Annotated in this window: 14 protein-coding genes; 7 read left to right on the top strand and 7 right to left on the bottom strand. The window is 65.3% G+C overall.

Features of this window, described 5'->3' with window-relative positions:
* Positions 1–67 precede the first annotated feature (67 nt).
* Positions 68–1,336 carry an MFS transporter gene (locus AC3ENJ_RS06770; RefSeq protein ID WP_431813496.1) on the top strand — a complete coding sequence of 423 codons (1,269 nt, stop codon included), beginning with the start codon at positions 68–70 and terminating at the stop codon, positions 1,334–1,336.
* A 31-nt stretch (positions 1,337–1,367) separates the two neighbouring features.
* Here AC3ENJ_RS06770 and AC3ENJ_RS06765 read toward each other — a convergent pair whose 3' ends face one another.
* From AC3ENJ_RS06765 to AC3ENJ_RS06755, 3 genes are all read right to left on the bottom strand, one after another.
* Positions 1,368–4,229, bottom strand: a complete 2,862-nt coding sequence (locus AC3ENJ_RS06765; protein ID WP_431813495.1) for an FAD-binding and (Fe-S)-binding domain-containing protein — start codon at positions 4,227–4,229, stop codon at positions 1,368–1,370.
* 76 nt (positions 4,230–4,305) lie between these two features.
* Positions 4,306–5,211, bottom strand: coding sequence for a metallophosphoesterase (locus tag AC3ENJ_RS06760; protein ID WP_431813494.1), 906 nt, complete (start codon positions 5,209–5,211; stop codon positions 4,306–4,308).
* Positions 5,212–5,216: 5 nt separating this feature from the next.
* Positions 5,217–7,358 carry a transglycosylase domain-containing protein gene (locus tag AC3ENJ_RS06755; RefSeq protein ID WP_431813493.1) on the bottom strand — a complete coding sequence of 714 codons (2,142 nt, stop codon included), beginning with the start codon at positions 7,356–7,358 and terminating at the stop codon, positions 5,217–5,219.
* 116 nt (positions 7,359–7,474) lie between these two features.
* On the opposite strand from AC3ENJ_RS06755, the gene AC3ENJ_RS06750 reads away from it, so the two are divergent.
* The 3 genes from AC3ENJ_RS06750 to AC3ENJ_RS06740 are packed head-to-tail and all read left to right on the top strand — an operon-like array spanning position 7,475 to position 9,078.
* Positions 7,475–7,669, top strand: coding sequence for a DUF4177 domain-containing protein (locus AC3ENJ_RS06750; protein ID WP_031272633.1), 195 nt, complete (start codon positions 7,475–7,477; stop codon positions 7,667–7,669).
* Positions 7,670–7,694: 25 nt separating this feature from the next.
* Positions 7,695–8,180: a RidA family protein gene (locus tag AC3ENJ_RS06745; protein WP_190781205.1), complete on the top strand. Its 486-nt coding sequence runs from the start codon at positions 7,695–7,697 to the stop codon at positions 8,178–8,180.
* Positions 8,164–9,078, top strand: a complete 915-nt coding sequence (locus tag AC3ENJ_RS06740) for an NUDIX hydrolase (RefSeq protein WP_431813492.1) — start codon at positions 8,164–8,166, stop codon at positions 9,076–9,078. Before AC3ENJ_RS06745 ends, AC3ENJ_RS06740 begins: the two co-directional genes overlap by 17 nt.
* A gap of 166 nt (positions 9,079–9,244) precedes the next feature.
* Here AC3ENJ_RS06740 and AC3ENJ_RS06735 read toward each other — a convergent pair whose 3' ends face one another.
* Positions 9,245–9,922, bottom strand: coding sequence for a Crp/Fnr family transcriptional regulator (locus AC3ENJ_RS06735; RefSeq protein WP_190781206.1), 678 nt, complete (start codon positions 9,920–9,922; stop codon positions 9,245–9,247).
* 250 nt (positions 9,923–10,172) lie between these two features.
* On the opposite strand from AC3ENJ_RS06735, the gene AC3ENJ_RS06730 reads away from it, so the two are divergent.
* Complete coding sequence (locus AC3ENJ_RS06730; protein ID WP_190781207.1) at positions 10,173–11,357, top strand: MarP family serine protease; 1,185 nt, start codon at positions 10,173–10,175, stop codon at positions 11,355–11,357.
* On the opposite strand, the gene AC3ENJ_RS06725 is transcribed toward AC3ENJ_RS06730, so the two are convergent.
* From AC3ENJ_RS06725 to acs, 3 genes are all read right to left on the bottom strand, one after another.
* On the bottom strand, positions 11,358–12,182 hold the full coding sequence (locus AC3ENJ_RS06725) for a glycine betaine ABC transporter substrate-binding protein (protein ID WP_431813491.1): 825 nt from the start codon (positions 12,180–12,182) through the stop codon (positions 11,358–11,360). It abuts the gene before it with no gap.
* Between the two features lie 8 nt (positions 12,183–12,190).
* Positions 12,191–12,649: a type II 3-dehydroquinate dehydratase gene (gene aroQ, locus AC3ENJ_RS06720; RefSeq protein WP_190781209.1), complete on the bottom strand. Its 459-nt coding sequence runs from the start codon at positions 12,647–12,649 to the stop codon at positions 12,191–12,193.
* Between the two features lie 98 nt (positions 12,650–12,747).
* A complete protein-coding gene (gene acs / locus AC3ENJ_RS06715) occupies positions 12,748–14,700 on the bottom strand; it encodes an acetate--CoA ligase (RefSeq protein ID WP_431813490.1) in 1,953 nt (650 codons plus the stop codon).
* Between the two features lie 203 nt (positions 14,701–14,903).
* On the opposite strand from acs, the gene nth reads away from it, so the two are divergent.
* Together nth and AC3ENJ_RS06705 are read left to right on the top strand one after the other, a co-directional pair.
* Positions 14,904–15,767 carry an endonuclease III gene (nth, locus tag AC3ENJ_RS06710; protein ID WP_431813489.1) on the top strand — a complete coding sequence of 288 codons (864 nt, stop codon included), beginning with the start codon at positions 14,904–14,906 and terminating at the stop codon, positions 15,765–15,767.
* Positions 15,768–15,784: 17 nt separating this feature from the next.
* A complete protein-coding gene (locus tag AC3ENJ_RS06705; protein ID WP_431813488.1) occupies positions 15,785–16,552 on the top strand; it encodes an NUDIX hydrolase in 768 nt (255 codons plus the stop codon).
* The last annotated feature ends 18 nt before the right edge of the window (positions 16,553–16,570 follow it).

Below are 16,570 nucleotides of genomic sequence, written 5' to 3'. Positions count from 1 at the left end.
CCATGGTGGGCGACCCGTGGACGACTCACTATCTCCAGTGTCGAGCATCACAGGTAAGGTCTCCACTATGACTGCGCGGCCCGCCATCGGTGACAAGAACTCCCCGTCCCGAGGCGGCGCCATGACCTCTCGCACCTGGATCCGCGTGGGACTCGCAATGTTCGCGGTGGGGTTCGGCACCAACCTGTTCGCGCCCATGCTCAAGGTGTACCGCGATCAGGACGGCATCTCCGAAGCCTCCGTGACGGCGATGTTCGGTATTTACGCTGTCGGTCTGGTGCCCGCGTTGCTGATTTTCGGTCCCGTCTCCGACCACTACGGCCGCCGGGCAGTGGTGCGGTCGGCGCTGATTCTGGTCGCTGTGGCCTCGGGCATTCTCGCGGCCGGTAGTGAGGCCCCCGAATGGGTGCTGTACGTGGGCCGCTGGATCATGGGCTTCGGGGTGGGCATGGCCATGTCCTCGGGGTCCGCGTGGATCAAGCAGCTGTCCGTGGACCGCCCAGCGGCCGGCCCGCGACGTGCCACGATCGTGCTGTCCGCGGGCTTCGGTGGAGGACCCCTGATCGCCGCGCAATTCGCCCAGTTCGTGCCCGCCCCCCAGGTCACCCCGTATCTGCTGCACATTGCCCTGGTCCTCGTGACCGTCCCGCTGGTGTGGGGTGTCCCCGAAACGCAGTTCCCCGGTGAGGGGCGCATCAAGCGGCCACCTTTGGTGCCGCGGATCGCACTCACCGGCCGCTTCTTCTGGGCGGTCGCCGCGTGGGCACCGTGGGTCTTCGGCACGGCCACGGTCGCGTTCACGAGCATCCCGGGTTTCGTCACGGACAACGTCGCGTATCCGGTCGCCTACCTGGGCCTGATCTCCGGCGTGGGCATGTTTTCGGGTATCTTCATCCAGCCGGTCGCCGCGCGACTCGCCTCGCACGGCTGGTTGCCGTTGTCGGTCGTGGGCCTGGGCACCGCGAGCGTGGGTCTGCTGACCGGTGGCATCGCCGTCGAGCTGGACAGCGCACTCCTGGTGGTTCCCGCCGCCATCATTCTGGGGTGCAGCTACGGCATCATGATGGTTTCCGGTTTGCGGGAGGTGGAGATCATCGCCGAACCACACGAATTGGGCGCGCTCATCGGCGTCTTCTACACCCTGACCTACACGGGTTTCGCGGTGCCGTTCGTTCTCGCGGTGCTGGGCCCGTTCGTGGGCGAGATCCTCGGGATCGGCCCGGTCAGGGGCTTCATCGCGTGCTTGGCTGTCGGCGTGGTCGTATGCCTCGTCTCGGCCGTCCCCGTGGCGCGGGCCGCCTCCCAAGCCGTGCCGCACCCGCGCCGTGAGGTTTGACCGCGCCGTTCTGAACTGACCCGGCCGCCCGTCACCTGCTCGCACGCTCGAGTACCTGCAACACGTGCTCGTAGGGCTTGCCGGTGGCTTCGGTCATGCCCTGTTCGCACGTGCGATTGAGAGAGACGTAGGCGTCGTAGTGTGTGGCGTTCACCTCGGCGGCTTCCGGAGCCGTGGCCGCAGCCGTCAGTTCCGGGTGCAGCATGCCGCGGTCACCCGCGTAGCCGCAGCAACCCCAGGCAAAGGGCACGGTCGCCTGCTCCGCTGCGGCGTTGGCCAAGCGCATCAAGTGGTCGTTGATGCCCAACTGCACGGAGGAACAGGTGGGGTGCACGGCCACCGAACGCACCCGCTCGGAGACGGTCAACCGATCCAACACGTGGTCCGAGACGAACTCCACGGCGTCCACAAAGCGCAACGGCGCGTACTTCTCGGTCTCCCGCGCCAACTGCTGCATGGTTTCCAACCCCTCGGTGCACGATGACGCATCGCACACCACTGGCAGCCGGCCGTGATCGGAGGCCTCCCACAGGGTCTCCAGCGTGCGGTGGGACATGGTCTTGTAGCCGGTGGGTAGTCCCTTGGACTTCCACGGCGTGCCGCAACACGTGGCCGTGATGCCCTCGGGAATGCTCACTCCCACGCCCGCCCGCCGGCACAGCTTCAGGAAAGCTTCCGACACGGACGGGCCGGCGCCCTCGACCGTTCCGAACATGGCCCCGATGCACGCGGGGAAGAACACGGCACGGGCCTGTTCCGCAGGAACGTCCGCGGGCGACGTCGTCAAGAAATCCCGCGAGCGGCCACCCGCCGGAAGTTGAGGCTTGTACTGCGGAACGTTGTCCGCGCCCAGAGCCGCCCGCGCCACCGCGGTCGCGCTGACCGGCAGCACCGCGGGCAGCCGTTTGGCCACGGACAACGCAAAGGCGGCACCGGGAGCCGTCACGGACCAGGACCGCGCCAGACCCGCCCAGACGGCATCCGCGACCCTGGAATGATTTTCCGCGCGCAACCGACGCACCAGGTCGCCCGTGTTGATGTGCACGGGGCAGGCGGTCACGCACATGCCGTCCACGGCGCACGTGTCCAGGCCGGCGTAGTCGTACTCGCGGGACAGCCGGGCGGCCAGCGCCTGGTTTCCGGCGTGCTCCGCCTCCGCGATCTCGCGGCGCCCCGCAATCCGCTGCCGCGGCGTGAGCGTGAGGTTCTGCGAGGGGCACACGGGCTCGCAGTAACCGCACTCCACACAGCGGTCGACCTCTTCCTCCACGGTGGGCGCCGTCTTGAGGTCACGCAAGTACGCGGTGGGGTCATCGGTGAGGATCACGCCCGGGTTGAAGCGATATTCCGGGTCGATCAGGCGTTTGAGCTCGATCATCACCTCGTAAAGTTCATCGCCGTACTGCCGCCGCACGAACGGCGCCATGATGCGCCCGGTTCCGTGCTCCGCCTTCAGTGCGCCGCCGCGATCGAGGACCACATCCACCATGTCCTCGGTGAACCGTTCGTACCGCTTGAGTTTTGCCTGGTCAGTGAACTGCTCGTTGAGCATGAAGTGCACGTTGCCGTCCTTGGCGTGCCCGAAGATCACGGAATCCTCGTAACCGTGCGCGTCGAACAGCGCGGTCAGTTCCTCGCACGTCTCACCCAGTTGTGGCACCGGCACCACGATGTCCTCGAGCAGCGCGTTGGAGCCGGTCGGCCGGTTGCCCGCCACGGTCGTGTACAGGCCCTTGCGTACGGTCCACAGACTGGCGCGTTCCTTGGGGTCGGTGGTCAGTTGCGCGGGGGTTTCGAGTCCCAGGTCCGCGAACAACGACGACGCCGCCCGGGCCTGGTCCCGCACCTCGGCTTGCGAATCCGCCTGGTACTCGACCAGCAAAGCGGCCTGCTGATCCACGGCAATGTCCATGATCACCGGGGGAGCCTGGCCGGTGCGCTGGGAAACCTTCAGCGAGGTGGCGTCCAGCAACTCCACCGTGGCGGAGTGGGCGTCCACTAATTGCGGAACGGAGCTGGTGGCCGCCACCACCGTGGGGAACACGAGCAGGCCGGTGGCCACGAAGCGATGAATGGGTACGGTGCGGAACACCGCCTCGGCCACGAAACCCAGCGTGCCCTCCGAACCGATCATGAGGTGCTCGAGGATCCGCACGGGTTCTTCGAAATCGACGAACGCGTTGAGCCCGTAACCCATGGTGTTCTTCATGGCGAACAATCGCTCAATGGTGCGCACCGACTCGGGGTTCGCCACAACGCGTTGCCGCAACCGGAGCAGCCCCTCGTGGAGCTCGGGCTCGGCGGCGCGCAACCGGGCGTCCGCGTCCGCATCGGCGGTGTTGATCACCGTTCCGGAGGGCAGCACCACGGTCATGGATTCAAGGGTGCGGTAGGTGTTGAACTCGGTGCCGCACGCCATACCCGAGGAGTTGTTGGCCACCACGCCACCCACGGTGCACGCGGCCTCACTGGCCGGATCCGGGCCCAGCTTGTACCCGTGGGGCGCCAGGCGGGCGTTGACCTGACGGATGGTGACCCCGGGCTGAACGCGGGCCCTGGCGCCGCCGTCCAGTACTTCGACATCGCGGAAGTGACGGCGGGTGTCCACCAGAACCTGATCGGTGACGGCCTGCCCGGACAGTGACGTACCGCCCGAGCGCAATGTGAGTTCCACTCCGTAGCGGGCTGCAGCGGCAAAGACATGGCCCACGTGCCCAGCATCTCGGGGGCGCACCACGGCTTGGGGTTGCAGCAGGTAGTGGGACGCGTCGTGGGCCAGAACCCGTCGTTCTAGCTCACTCTCGGCAACCGATCCCGCGCCGCACGCCTCGCGTACCTGCGCCACGAATTGCTCGGTGGTAGTGCTGGACTGTTCCTGGACGGGTGCGCTCATGCGATGCTCCTGCGGGGTGTGAGGGTGCTAACACCCATGGTAGGACCAGAGGCCGACAACCGCGCGGAAGAGCTGCTCAGTCCGTGAGCGTCATGAGAACCGCTTGGGGCGGGCAGAACAATCGCACGGGGGCGAATCGTGATTCGCCCAACCCCTGGGAAATATTCACCGGAACACCGTGGTGATCGATCAGACCCTTACAGATGGCGGGATCCAGATCGCAGTTGCTCACCAGGGCGCGGCCACCAGGAAGGCAGACCTGACCGCCGTGGGTGTGACCCGCGAAAATGAGATCCGCGCCGTCTTCAACGAATCGGTCCAGGGTTCGCAGATACGGGGCGTGCGCCACGCCGATGCGGAGGGTGGCGACGTCGTCATCGGAACGTGTCTCCGGGAAACCGGGGTGACGATCATAAGCGAGGTGCGGGTCGTCCACGCCTGAGAAATCGAGCACGGTGTCCCGCACGCGCAGGTGATCGTGGCGATTGATCAGGCCTGTCCACCCGGCGGCGTCGAATGCGCGGTGCATGTCTTCGGTGGGTAACCGCGTGGTGTCCGCCGGATCTTCGCTGGCCGTGGTCCGCCACAGGTACCGGAGAGGATTCTTGGGCTGGGGTGCGAAGTAACAGTTGGAGCCCGGCACGTACACACCCGGGAACTCGAACAACGGCTCCAAGATCTCCAGCAGATACGGCAGTGCTCGCAGGTGCGAGAGATTGTCCCCGGTGTCGATCACCAGGTCCGGCCGCAGCGCCGCCAGTGACTGGACGAAACGCTTCTTGGTCTCTTGGCCGGGAACCGTGTGCAGGTCCGAAATGTGCAGGATGCGCAGCGGCCTGGAACCGGCGGGCAAAACCTGCACCCTCTCCTGCAGCAATTGGAACCGACGCCGCTCCCCGAACACCGCCCACGCGGCGGTGCTCGCGCCCGCAGCTGCTATCCCCGCGGTCAGTACTGCGGCTGCGCGGGCACCGCTACTCATGGAACTCATTTATTGGTGGAGAGCACACTGGACGGCGGATCCGAGAACTCGGACGTGTCGTAATCCCGGGCCACATCGTTCATGAAGTTCTGCCACTGTTCACCGGCGTACGTGGAACCATCGACCCAGTCGGTGCCGCTACCTCCCGTCCGGCCACCGATCGACAGGCCGTTCAATGACCGCGAGCCGAGCTCGTAGTTACCGACCCAGGACGCAGTGGACAGGCCCTTGGTGTAACCCATCATCCACGTCTGGGTGGAGTTGTCGGTGGTGCCGGTCTTGGCCGCGGAAGCCCCGGGCAGACCGATGTCACGCTGATAGCCGGAACCTCGGGTCAGGACTTGCTCCAGCGTGTAGTTCACGCCCTGGGCAACTTCTTCCTTGATGGCACGTTCACACTTGTCCGCGGGAATATCGTAGGTTTTCCCGGTGAAGTCCTCGACCTTGGTCATGGAACGAACCTCGCACAGCACGCCGTCGTTGGCGAAGGCCGAGAACGCACGGGCCATGGTCATGGGTGCGATGTCCACGGAGCCACCCAGCAAGGAGGACAAGATGGTGGTATCCACCGGCTCACCGGTCTTACCGTCGTGGATGCCCAAGTCCTCAGACATTTCTCCGATGTCGCACAGGTCCAGATCCGAGGCCATCGCGTACAACGCAGTGTTGATCGAGTTGTACAGGCCGTAGTCCACCTGCATTTGACGCTCATAGCCGCGCGTCGCGTTCTGGAACGAGAGGCCGTTTCCGTCATCACCGGGCTCGTACTTCACTCCGCCGGGCAGGCAGGAAGCCCGCCACTTGTAGTCGGCAGGGTAATTCGTGCGACGTGCATCAATGGTCGCCTTCACACCCTTGCCGGCGTTGATCCACTGGGCCAGCGTGATCGGCTTGTAGGTGGAGCCCACCTGGAAACCACCCGCACCACCCATGGTGGTGTCCACATTGAAGTTGTAGGTGGTGTTTGAAGCGCCCTCTTCACCGGAGTAGAACGTGTTTTGGGCCATGGCGGCGATGTGCCCGTTCTTGGGCTCCAGGGACACCAGAGCGGTGGAGACGTTGTCGGGGTTGTTGTCGCGCGGCTGGGTCCTGTTGACTTCGCGCTCCGCGGCACGCTGGGCGTTCATGTCCAGCGTGGTGTGAATGGTCAAACCGCCGCGCTGCAGGGTGGCCAGGCGCTCGTCGGGGGTTGCACCGAAGGCCTCGGACTGCATGACCTCGTTCTGTACGTAGTCACAGAAGTAGGGCGCGGTCGCGGCAGCGGAACAACCGGAATTGCTGGTGTGGATGTCCAGGTCCAGGGGAGCCGCGGCAGCTTGATCATGTTCCTGCTGCGTGATGGCACCGGTCTGCACCATGGTGTCCAACACCAGGTTGCGGCGCTGCTCGGAAGCTTCCGGATTGACCTGCGGGTTGTAGTAGTTGGGGGACTGCACCATGCCGGCCAAAGTGGCGGACTGCTGGATGTTCAGCTGCGAAGCGGGGATCCCCCAGAAGTACTGGGCGGCGGCTTCTACGCCGTAGTTCTGCCCACCGAACAACACGATATTTAGGTAGCCCTCCAGGATCTCGTCCTTGGACATTTCTTGTTCCATGGACAGGGCGAGCTTGATCTCCTTGATCTTGTCCACCACGCCCTTGTCCGCTCCAATGGTGCTGGCCTGTTCGCCGGCGCGCACCTGTTGGTCGATCAGCAGGTTGTTCACGTACTGCTGGGTGATGGTGGAGGCGCCTTGGCGGGCGCTGGGGCGCAAGATGTTGTTTCCCATGGCGCGAACGATGCCGCCGGTGTCCACGCCGCCGTGTTCGTAGAAGTCACGGTCCTCAATGGCCAGGATGGCGTGTTGCATGTCCTCGGACATGTCCTCCAGCGCAACCGGTTCTCGGTTCTGCGCGAAGAACGTGGCGAGCTTGGTTCCGTCGCGAGCCACCACCGTGGAGGAACGGGACAGCGGCCCCATCTCCATCTCGTCGGGGAGGGACTTGAACCAGCCAATGGATGCGTTGGCTGCCATGCCGGCTGCTGCTGCGGGGGGTACGAGTAGCCCTGCCGCCACGATGCCTGCGACGACTGCGGCGGCGAAGAAAGCCACAACATTGCCGAAGACCGAGGCGGGCTCGGAGTCCGAGTTCTTGCGTGATGCCATTGCGCCAGTGTACAAGCCGGGGCTGGAAGCGAGGGTGCTCCGGAGAGCACAGTCACAGGGGGTGATCAGGAACCGGTGAAGGGACACAACCCGGGGCTGGCACTAGGGTGGTGACCATGACCACTTGGGAGTACGCAACCGTTCCACTCATGATTCACGCTACTAAGCAGATCCTCGACAACTGGGGTGACGACGGCTGGGAGCTGGTGACCGTCCTGCCGGGCACCCAGGCCGCGGATGTGCCGGCCGCCAACGTCAATGCACCGGTCCAGACCAACCCCATTGCTTATTTCAAGCGACCCAAGAACTGATCGATCCGCGCCGAAAGGGCCCGTCATGACAACGAGCAGTTCCATTGATGACCGTATTGCAGAGCTGGGTCTCACCCTGCCCGAGGTCGCCGCGCCCGTCGCGGCGTACGCCCCGGCAGCGGTCTCCGGCAAGTACGTCTTCACGGCCGGCCAGTTGCCGTTCATCGACGGCGCTCTGCCCGCCGCCGGGGTGGTCAGTGAGACCGAGGGCGAGAATCACGTGAGCCCGGCACGCGCCCAGGAATTGGCCGCGCGGTGCGCGCTGAACGCGGTGGCCGCCGTGAAGGCGCAGATCGAAGACCTGGACCGCGTGGTCCGGGTGGTGAAGGTGACCGGTTTTGTGGCCTCCGCCCCCGATTTCTACGGCCAGCCCGGAGTCATCGACGGCGCGTCGACCCTCCTGGGGGACATCTTCGGCGAGGCAGGTCGACACGCCCGCTCGGCAGTGGGCGTGAGCGTACTGCCGTTGAACTCGCCCGTGGAGGTCGAACTGATTGTCGAGTTCAGCTGACCTAGCTGCCCGCGGATCCTCCGAACGGCTGTTTCACGTTCCGCTGGCTCACCGGAAGGCCGCGTTGGCCTGGCTGGACCGGGGTGTGGGAATCCACGGCTCGGCTCCCAGGCACGCGGCCTCCGTAGTGGTGGTGCGTGACGGTGAGCACGGCGTGGAGGCCCTCATGATCCACCGCCCGGAGCGGCCTTCCTTGGGGCAACTGTCCTTCCCGGGCGGCCTCCTGGAACCCAGCGACGACGAGCCATTGGTGTGGTCCGGGCCCGGCCCCACCGAGTGGGCCAAGCGGCTCGGCTCCGAGGACATCGGCTTGTCACGCCGCTCGGTCGTGGCCGCGGCGCGCCGTGCCTTTGTGGAAACGGGGTTGCTCTTCGCGGGTTCCGAGGGGGACGTCGTGGCGGAGAACGTGGACGGGGCGGACTGGATGCTGGCTCGTGAGCAGCTCTGCGCCCTGGACATCTCTTTCGCGGAGGTGCTCGCCAACAGGTTGTTCGTTTTCCGATCAGAGCTGTTGAAACCCCTCGCCCGGTGGATGACTTCCGATTTCGTGCACCAGAGGGTGGACTTGAGGTACTTTGCCGCCGTGCTCCCCGTGGGCCAGCGCTGCGCACCCCTGCAGCCCCGCGGTCAGGGTCCCTGGCTGGGGTGGGTGGATGCGGCGACCCTGCTGGAGAATCCCGGCGAATCACCGGTGTCAGCGCTCTTTGCGGGGGAGGGTGACTCACACCAGGAATTCGACCTGGGTGAGGTGGCGAACCCGGGGGTCCAGGCGATCCTGGAGATGATCGCGCAGGCGGGTTCCGCGATCGCGTTCCTCAGCGCTCGCCGGGACATGACCGTTCGGACCCCCACTCTCGAGGTGCGTGACGGAGACCCGGTCCTGGTGCTCAGGACCTGATCACCGATGCTCATATGCTGCCCCGTAGGGGCGGACAGCACCGAATCAACGACCACGGTCCGCCTCACCTTTTGGGAAGGCTGCATCCGAAACGCCGCGGCACCCGAGTGGGTGCCGCAGCATCGTCGGTGAGGCAGCGCGTCAGAGGCGACGCGATGCTGACGTCTTAGCGTGAACGCTGCTTGAGGCGCTGCAGGTCCAGGATGACCACGGCGCGAGCTTCCAGGCGGATCCAGCCGCGCTGCACGAATTCCGCAAGGGCCTTGTTCACGGTTTCGCGGGAGGCGCCCACGAGCTGGGCCAGCTCTTCCTGGGTGAGCTCGTGAGCCACCAGGATGCCGTCCGTGGCGGGGCGGCCGAAGCGGTCCGCGAGGTCCAGCAGGGCCTTGGCCACGCGGCCGGGGACATCGGAGAAGACCAGGTCGGCCAGGTTCTCGTTGGTGCGACGCAAGCGGCGGGCCAGAGCCTGCAGCAACTGGGCGGAAACCTCGGGTGAGCGGGTGATGACCTTGCGCAGGTTCTCATGCTTGAGACCTGCCAGGCGAGTTTCGGACACCGCGGTGGCGGAGGTCGACCGGGGGCTCGGATCGAACAGGGCCATCTCGCCGAAGATCTCACCGGGTCCCATGATGGCCACCAAGTTCTCACGGCCGTCGCTGGCGGTGCGACCCAGCTTGATCTTGCCGGAGACGATGAAGTACAGCTGATCCCCGGGATCGCCTTCGTAGAAAAGGGCGGAGCCGCGGGAGAGGTCAACCTCGGTGATCTCCTCGGTCAGCGCGGCAAAAGCCTCATCGTCCAGCGAAGCAAACAGTGGGGCGCGGCGGAGGACGTCGGTATCCAAGGTGGTTCTCCTCAACAGTTGGGGGTGCGCCGATCGAAAGCGCTATTTAGCACCATCGTAACGAGTTTCACACTTCACGGGGCTGACAAGCTCTTGCGCTGAGTGTGAACGTGACGTTTGACGGTTTTATGACGGTCTGTGATTAGCGTAACGCACGGTCCGGTTTCACGATTTTCACAGACCTGACCCCTAAGCTCACTAACTACTTGTTGACCGCCCGCGGTCTGCGGCGCGACGAAGAAGGACATTCATGAACCTGGCCCTCAACCTGCTGGACGTCATCTTGGTGATGGTGTTGGTGGGCTACTTGATCGCCGGGCTGTCCAGGGGTTTCTTTCGTTCCCTCGCCTCGCTGGCGGGTTTCGTACTCGGCGCCGTGGCCGCATTCTGGGCGGGGCCGTGGATCTCCGCACAGGTCGGTTCGGAACTGCGGATTCCCTTTGTGCTCGTCACCGTGTTGGGGTTGCTGGCCCTCGGGCAAATCGTGGGTGGCATCGTCGGAAACTTTCTGGCGCGACTGACCGAAAAGACAGGTTTGGGGATCTTGGACCGCCTCGGCGGTGGGGTCCTGAACGTTGCGGTCGCGGCCATCGTGCTGGCTCTGCTCGGTTCCCTGGTGGGCCAGTTGGGTATTCCCTCGCTGTCTCAGCAGGTGGCGGGCTCCTCGGTGTTGCGCACCATTGAGAAGTACACCCCCGAACCCGTGCGCGAGGCCATGACCCACACCCGCGACACGGTCAGCGGCTCACAGGGGATCCGCCAACTCGACTCCTTACTGTTCCCGGCCGAGGAGGCCCCCGAACCTGAACAGGCCTCGGATTCCAACGCCGTCGAAGCCGCGGGCCAGTCGGTCGTGCAGGTCTACGGCACCGCCGATCGGTGCGCCCAGAACCAGACGGGTTCCGGTTTCGTGGCCGCGTCCGGCCTGGTCGTCACCAACGCCCACGTGGTGGCCGGTGTCGATGAGCCAGTGGTCCAGACCCGCGACGGTCGCGTCTACCCGGCGCAAGCCGTCCAGTACGACGACGCCGCGGACCTCGCCGTGCTCTACGCCCCGGATCTACCGGAGGCCCCGCTGTCGCTGAGCAACGCCGTGGAACGCGGCCAACAGGTCTCGTTCGCGGGCTACCCCCTGGGCGGCCCGTACACGGTGCGTCCGGCCACGATCCAGGGTGAAGCGGTTGCGCCCGTTCAAAACGTGTCCACCGGTGAGACCTTGTCGCGCAGCATCATCCAGATCGCCGGTCGCGTGGAACAGGGCAACTCCGGCGGGCCCATGTTGGACGCCAACGGCAACGTGGTGGGCGTGATTTTCGCCAAGGCCGTGGAGGGCGAAGCCGGCTACGCGATCCCCATGGAACAGGTCACCAACATCCTCGAAGCCACCGGCGGGTCAACCGCCCCGGCGTCCACCGGCGAGTGCGTGCTCTCCTGATCACACGAACCAGGCGTTGACCGTCTCCGGGTTGCGTTCCAGCCACTCCCGGGCGGCTTCCAGCGGATTCTTGCCGTCGAGGTTCACGGCGCGGTCCATCTCGTTGACGGCGGCCAGGGGGTAATGGATCCGGGACACCACGCGGCGGGTTTCTTCCGGCATGTTCTCCCAGCTCTTTCGGTGGGCCAGAAGCGAGGCGCGATCCGGGGCGGGGAAGGCGCCGAGCGGATCCGCCAGCGGGCGCAAATCATAGACGTCGTTGAGGTACTGCGGCTGCCACAGGGGAGTGGCGAACCAGTCACCGGCAGTCATCCGCTGGTTCATGGTGTCGATGATGGCCTGCAGGTCCCCGATGTTCTGCTGCCACCCGACCGTGGCCAAACCGTAGGACTCGATGAGCTTCTCCGAACGCATGGTCAGACCCGCCCCCGGGGTGGTGCCCTGCACCGTGAGCGTGGTCATCCGGTCGGCCACCTCCGGGTTGGCCAGATCCTCGAGTGACGAGATCAGGCTCTCAGGAATGTAGGCCGGGACGGCCCAGTAGAACATGCAACCCTCGTAAAGCACCGCGGCCTCCACGGCAGTGTCCCTGACCTGTTCCCAGTACACCTCGTGTCCGCCGGGCAGCCACGCGTCCGCGAACAGGTCCATGTCACCGGCGGCCAGTTGCGGGTACATCTCCGGATGCGGTCCCTCGACCACATTCACGGTGTGGCCCAGTCGCAGCAGAACGTCCTCCACCACGGCGGCGGCCACCTGATGGAAGGACTCGTTGATGCGCCCGTAGCCCAGGGTGAGGGGGAAACGGTTTTCAGCGGAGGTCATGGGGAGTCCTAACTCGTGGACGATATTTTGCGCAGTTCGTTGGCCACTACGTGCACGCCCAGCTCATACCCGAGCACGCCGGCCCCGGCGATCACGGCAGTGGCCTGCGGGGACACGTACGAGACGTGCCGGAAGGATTCCCGCCGATGCACATTGGAGATGTGGACCTCCACAATGGGGATCTCGCACATCTCCAGTGCGTCGTGGATGGCGATCGAATAGTGAGTCAGGGCTGCGGGGTTGATCACGATCCCGCAGGCCTCGGTGCGTGCCCGCTGAATCCATTCGACGATCTGGCCCTCGTAATTGGACTGTTCGAACATCACGTCCAATCCGAATTCTGCGGCCTTGGCCCGCACCTTGGCCTCGACGTCGCTCAGCGTGGTGTGCCCGTAGATCTCGGGCTTGCGCGTTCCGAGGGTGTTGAGGTTGGGGCCGTTCAGGACGAAAATCGGGAGCTCGCTCATGGGTCCATTCAACACGACTACAAGATGACGACGCCGCCCGGTGGCCACTTCGAGCGAAAGGCCACCGAGCGGCGTCGTCGGTCGGTCTGCACGATCGGCTACTTGGCGCCGAGCGAATCCACGATTTGCTGCATGACCGTCTGGTCCGCCAGCGTGGAGACATCGCCCACGGGGCGGTCCTCGGCGACGTCCTTGAGCAGACGACGCATGATCTTGCCGGAACGGGTCTTGGGCAGTTCCGGAACGATCAGGACCTTCTTGGGTTTGGCGATCGGGGAGATCTCCTTACCCACGTGTCCGCGAATCTCCTCGGACAGCTCGGTTTCATCCCGACCCTCGGTGGTGGCGTGATCGGAGAGGATCACGAACGCGAACACGGCCTGTCCGGTGGTTTCATCCGCGGCCCCGACCACCGCGGCCTCCGCCACGGACGGGTGTGAGACCAACGCGGACTCGATCTCCGGGGTGGACAGGCGGTGACCGGACACGTTCATCACATCGTCCACGCGGCCCAGGATCCACACATCGCCGTCCGCGTCTCGCTTGGCTCCGTCACCGGCGAAGTACTTGTCCCCGAACTGAGCCCAGTAGGTGTTGACGAATCGATCGTCGTCGCCCCAGATGGTGCGCAGCATGGACGGCCATGGTTTGCGGACCACCAGGAAACCGTCGGTCTCGTTCGGCAGGGACGTACCGGCGTCGTCCACGACGTCCACGGCGATACCGGGCAGCGGGATCTGCGCGGAACCCGGCTTGGTCTCGGTGACGCCCGGGAGCGGGGAGATCATGATGGCCCCGGTCTCGGTCTGCCACCAGGTGTCCACGATGGGGCACTTCTCGGCGCCGATGTACTTGCGGAACCAGGTCCAGGCCTCCGGGTTGATGGCCTCGCCCACGGTGCCCAGCAAGCGGAGCGAGCTCAGGTCGAACTCTGCGGGGATTTCCTCGCCCCACTTCATCATGGTGCGAATGGCGGTGGGGGAGGTGTAAAGGATGGTCACCCCGTACTTCTGCACGATCTCCCAGAACCGGCCGCGGTGCGGGGAGTCCGGGGTGCCCTCGTAAATCACCTGGGTGGCGCCGTTGAGCAGCGGGCCGTACGCAATGTAGGTGTGCCCGGTGACCCATCCGACGTCAGCGGTGCACCAGTAGACGTCCGTTTCGGGCTTGAGGTCGAACACGTTCTTGTGGGTATACGCGGCCTGGGTCAGATAGCCACCGGTGGTGTGCAGGATGCCCTTGGGCTTACCGGTGGTGCCGGAGGTGTAGAGGATGAACAGGGGATCCTCGGCGCCCTGCTCGGACGGGGTGTGTTCCGTGCTCGCGGCCTCGAGGGCTTCGTGCCACCACACGTCGCGACCGTTCTCGAAGGGGACATCACTACCGTTGCGCTTGACCACCAGCACGTGCTTGACGCTCTCGCCGCCCTTGGACAAGGCCTCGTCCACTGCGGGTTTGAGCTGGGTGGGCTTGCCGCGGCGGAAAGAACCGTCCGCGGTGACCACGAGCTTGGCCTCGCCGTCATCGATGCGCGAACGCAGCGCGTCCGCGGAGAAACCGCCGAAGACCACGGAGTGGATCGCTCCGATGCGAGCGCAGGCCAACATGGTGATTACGGCCTCGGCGATCATGGGCATGTACACGGCCACGCGGTCACCCTTGGACACACCCAGGGCCTCCATGGCATTCGCGGCCTTGGACACCTCGTCCTTGAGTTCCGAGTAGGTGTAGGACTTGCTGTCCCCGGGCTCACCCTCGAAGTGCAACGCCACGCGGTCGCCGTTGCCGGCCTCCACATGGCGGTCCACGGCGTTGTACGCCGCGTTGAGTTTGCCGTCCTCGAACCACTTGGCGAACGGTGGGTTGGACCAGTCCAGGACGGAGTTGAACGGGGTGGACCAGCTCAACAGATCGCGGGCCTGGTTCGCCCAGAACTCCTCACCCTGCTCCTCGGCCTGCTTGTACAGGTCCGCGGTGGCGTTTGCTTGCGCGGCAAATTCCTTACTGGGTGCGTACGTGCGCTGTTTCGTTGAGTTCGAGTCCTGAGGCATGGCGCTCCTTAGTGTGTCGCTTCATGGCTAGAGGCCCCGCAAGTATTCCCTGCGTGGCGCAGTTCACATTTGAATCCAGCGTAGTAGAGATTTCGGCGCCACATCGAACCGAATCGCGGGCACGAAATATCAAGTCGTGGTGTGACCTCCGGGGTCGTCGCACGGGTTTGACCCTGGTTGCCCGGCCCAGCATGATCGAGACCATGGACAACCCCGCAGCTGCCGAGCACATTCGCTACGTGTCGCCGGATGAGGCGGCCACGGCGGCCGCGCGGCGTCGTCGGGCGGGGCAGCAAAGCCGCTTGTCCGTGACCCGGCGTGCGCGCAAGATCCAGCGGATTCTCGCCGAAACCTACCCGTACGCCGTGGCCGAATTGGATTTCGACGACGCTTGGCAACTTCTCGTGGCCACGGTGCTGTCCGCGCAGACCACCGACGTGCGCGTGAACTCGGTGACGCCCATCCTGTTTGCGACCTTCCCCGGGCCCCGAGAACTGGCCGAGGCCGAGTCCGAATCGGTGCAGGAGATCGTGCGGCCCCTGGGCTTCTACCGTTCCAAGGCGCGCTCCATCCAGGCACTCGCCAACCGGGTGGTGGACGAATACGACGGCGAGGTGCCCGGAAAGCTCAAGGACCTGGTCACGCTGCCGGGCGTGGGGCGAAAGACCGCCAACGTGGTGCTGGGTAACGCGTTCGGGGTGCCAGGTGTCACCGTTGACACGCATTTCGGGCGCCTTGCGCGCAGACTGGGCTGGACCACCCAGGAGGACCCGGTCAAGGTCGAGAAAGATGTCACCGCACTGTTCCCGGCCAAGGTCTGGACCGAGCTGTCCCATCAGCTGATCTATCACGGGCGGCGCATCTGCCACTCCCGGAAACCGGCCTGCGGGGTGTGCCCGATCGCGGACCTGTGCCCCTCGTACGGTGCAGGACCCACGGACCCGCACGTGGCGCGCAAGCTGCTGGCTTACGAATTGAAACCCGGCCGTGAGCACCTGCTGGACCGGTACATCAACGGGGCCACGCGACGCGAGCTGCGGGCCCAGGGGCACACGCTCAGCGCGTGACCCGCGAAAGGATAACCATGAAACCCACCTCGCCCGGCACCGAGCACGCGCGCGAGCAGTTGTTGAAGCTGGCCCAAGAGGGGCACACCGTGTACATGGAGGACCGCGAGCCCTGGCGGATCGGAACGCTTTCCGAGGACTACCGGCAATCCGCGGTGTTGATTCTCTTCGGTGCTCTGGACGAGATCCCCTCCCGGTACCACGAGCACGGTGAAGGCCCCGGCCGGGACCTGGACGTGCTGCTCGTGCAGCGCTCGGCCACCCTGCGCTCACACCCCGGGCAGGTAGCTTTCCCGGGCGGCCGGCTGGACCCGCCCGACGGTGAACCCGGCGAAGTCATGATCGTGCCCGGCGGCGAGGTGAGCGCACCCCACGTGCGCGGTGCGCTGCGTGAGGCCCACGAGGAAACCGGGTTGGATCCGGAGGGTGTGGAGGTGCTCGGAACCCTCAGCCCCGTGCCGCTGCCGGTCAGCAACCATATGGTTACCCCGGTCATTGGGTGGTGGCAACGCCAGTCCGAGGTGGACGTGGTCGATCACGCGGAATCCTCGCTCGTATTCCGGGTCCCGGTGCTGGACCTGATCAACCCGGCCCACCGTTACTACGCGACCGTGACCCGCGGGAACCAAACGTACAAATCCCCGGCGTTCGATGTCCGCGTGACGGAAACCGGGGAAACCGTTACCGTGTGGGGCTTCACGGGCATCGTGATGGATCGCATCCTGGAGTGGCTTGATTGGTCCGTCGACTGGGACCGCAACGACAAACGTCCCGCGCCCCTGTGATGACCCATTGTGCCGGGA

Source organism: Kocuria sp. cx-455 (genome assembly GCF_057707085.1).
This window is presented reverse-complemented; position numbering and strand designations above follow the sequence as displayed.

What these genes read in the sequence shown, in the direction of transcription:
- AC3ENJ_RS06705 (WP_431813488.1), top strand. Translation starts at nt 15,785, where the DNA reads ATGAAACCCACCTCGCCCGGCACCGAGCACGCGCGCGAGCAGTTGTTG.
- AC3ENJ_RS06750 (WP_031272633.1), top strand. Translation starts at nt 7,475, where the DNA reads ATGACCACTTGGGAGTACGCAACCGTTCCACTCATGATTCACGCTACT.
- acs (WP_431813490.1), bottom strand. Translation starts at nt 14,700, where the DNA reads ATGCCTCAGGACTCGAACTCAACGAAACAGCGCACGTACGCACCCAGT.
- nth (WP_431813489.1), top strand. Translation starts at nt 14,904, where the DNA reads ATGGACAACCCCGCAGCTGCCGAGCACATTCGCTACGTGTCGCCGGAT.
- AC3ENJ_RS06760 (WP_431813494.1), bottom strand. Translation starts at nt 5,211, where the DNA reads ATGAGTAGCGGTGCCCGCGCAGCCGCAGTACTGACCGCGGGGATAGCA.
- AC3ENJ_RS06730 (WP_190781207.1), top strand. Translation starts at nt 10,173, where the DNA reads ATGAACCTGGCCCTCAACCTGCTGGACGTCATCTTGGTGATGGTGTTG.
- AC3ENJ_RS06745 (WP_190781205.1), top strand. Translation starts at nt 7,695, where the DNA reads ATGACAACGAGCAGTTCCATTGATGACCGTATTGCAGAGCTGGGTCTC.
- AC3ENJ_RS06770 (WP_431813496.1), top strand. Translation starts at nt 68, where the DNA reads ATGACTGCGCGGCCCGCCATCGGTGACAAGAACTCCCCGTCCCGAGGC.
- AC3ENJ_RS06755 (WP_431813493.1), bottom strand. Translation starts at nt 7,358, where the DNA reads ATGGCATCACGCAAGAACTCGGACTCCGAGCCCGCCTCGGTCTTCGGC.
- aroQ (WP_190781209.1), bottom strand. Translation starts at nt 12,649, where the DNA reads ATGAGCGAGCTCCCGATTTTCGTCCTGAACGGCCCCAACCTCAACACC.
- AC3ENJ_RS06765 (WP_431813495.1), bottom strand. Translation starts at nt 4,229, where the DNA reads ATGAGCGCACCCGTCCAGGAACAGTCCAGCACTACCACCGAGCAATTC.
- AC3ENJ_RS06725 (WP_431813491.1), bottom strand. Translation starts at nt 12,182, where the DNA reads ATGACCTCCGCTGAAAACCGTTTCCCCCTCACCCTGGGCTACGGGCGC.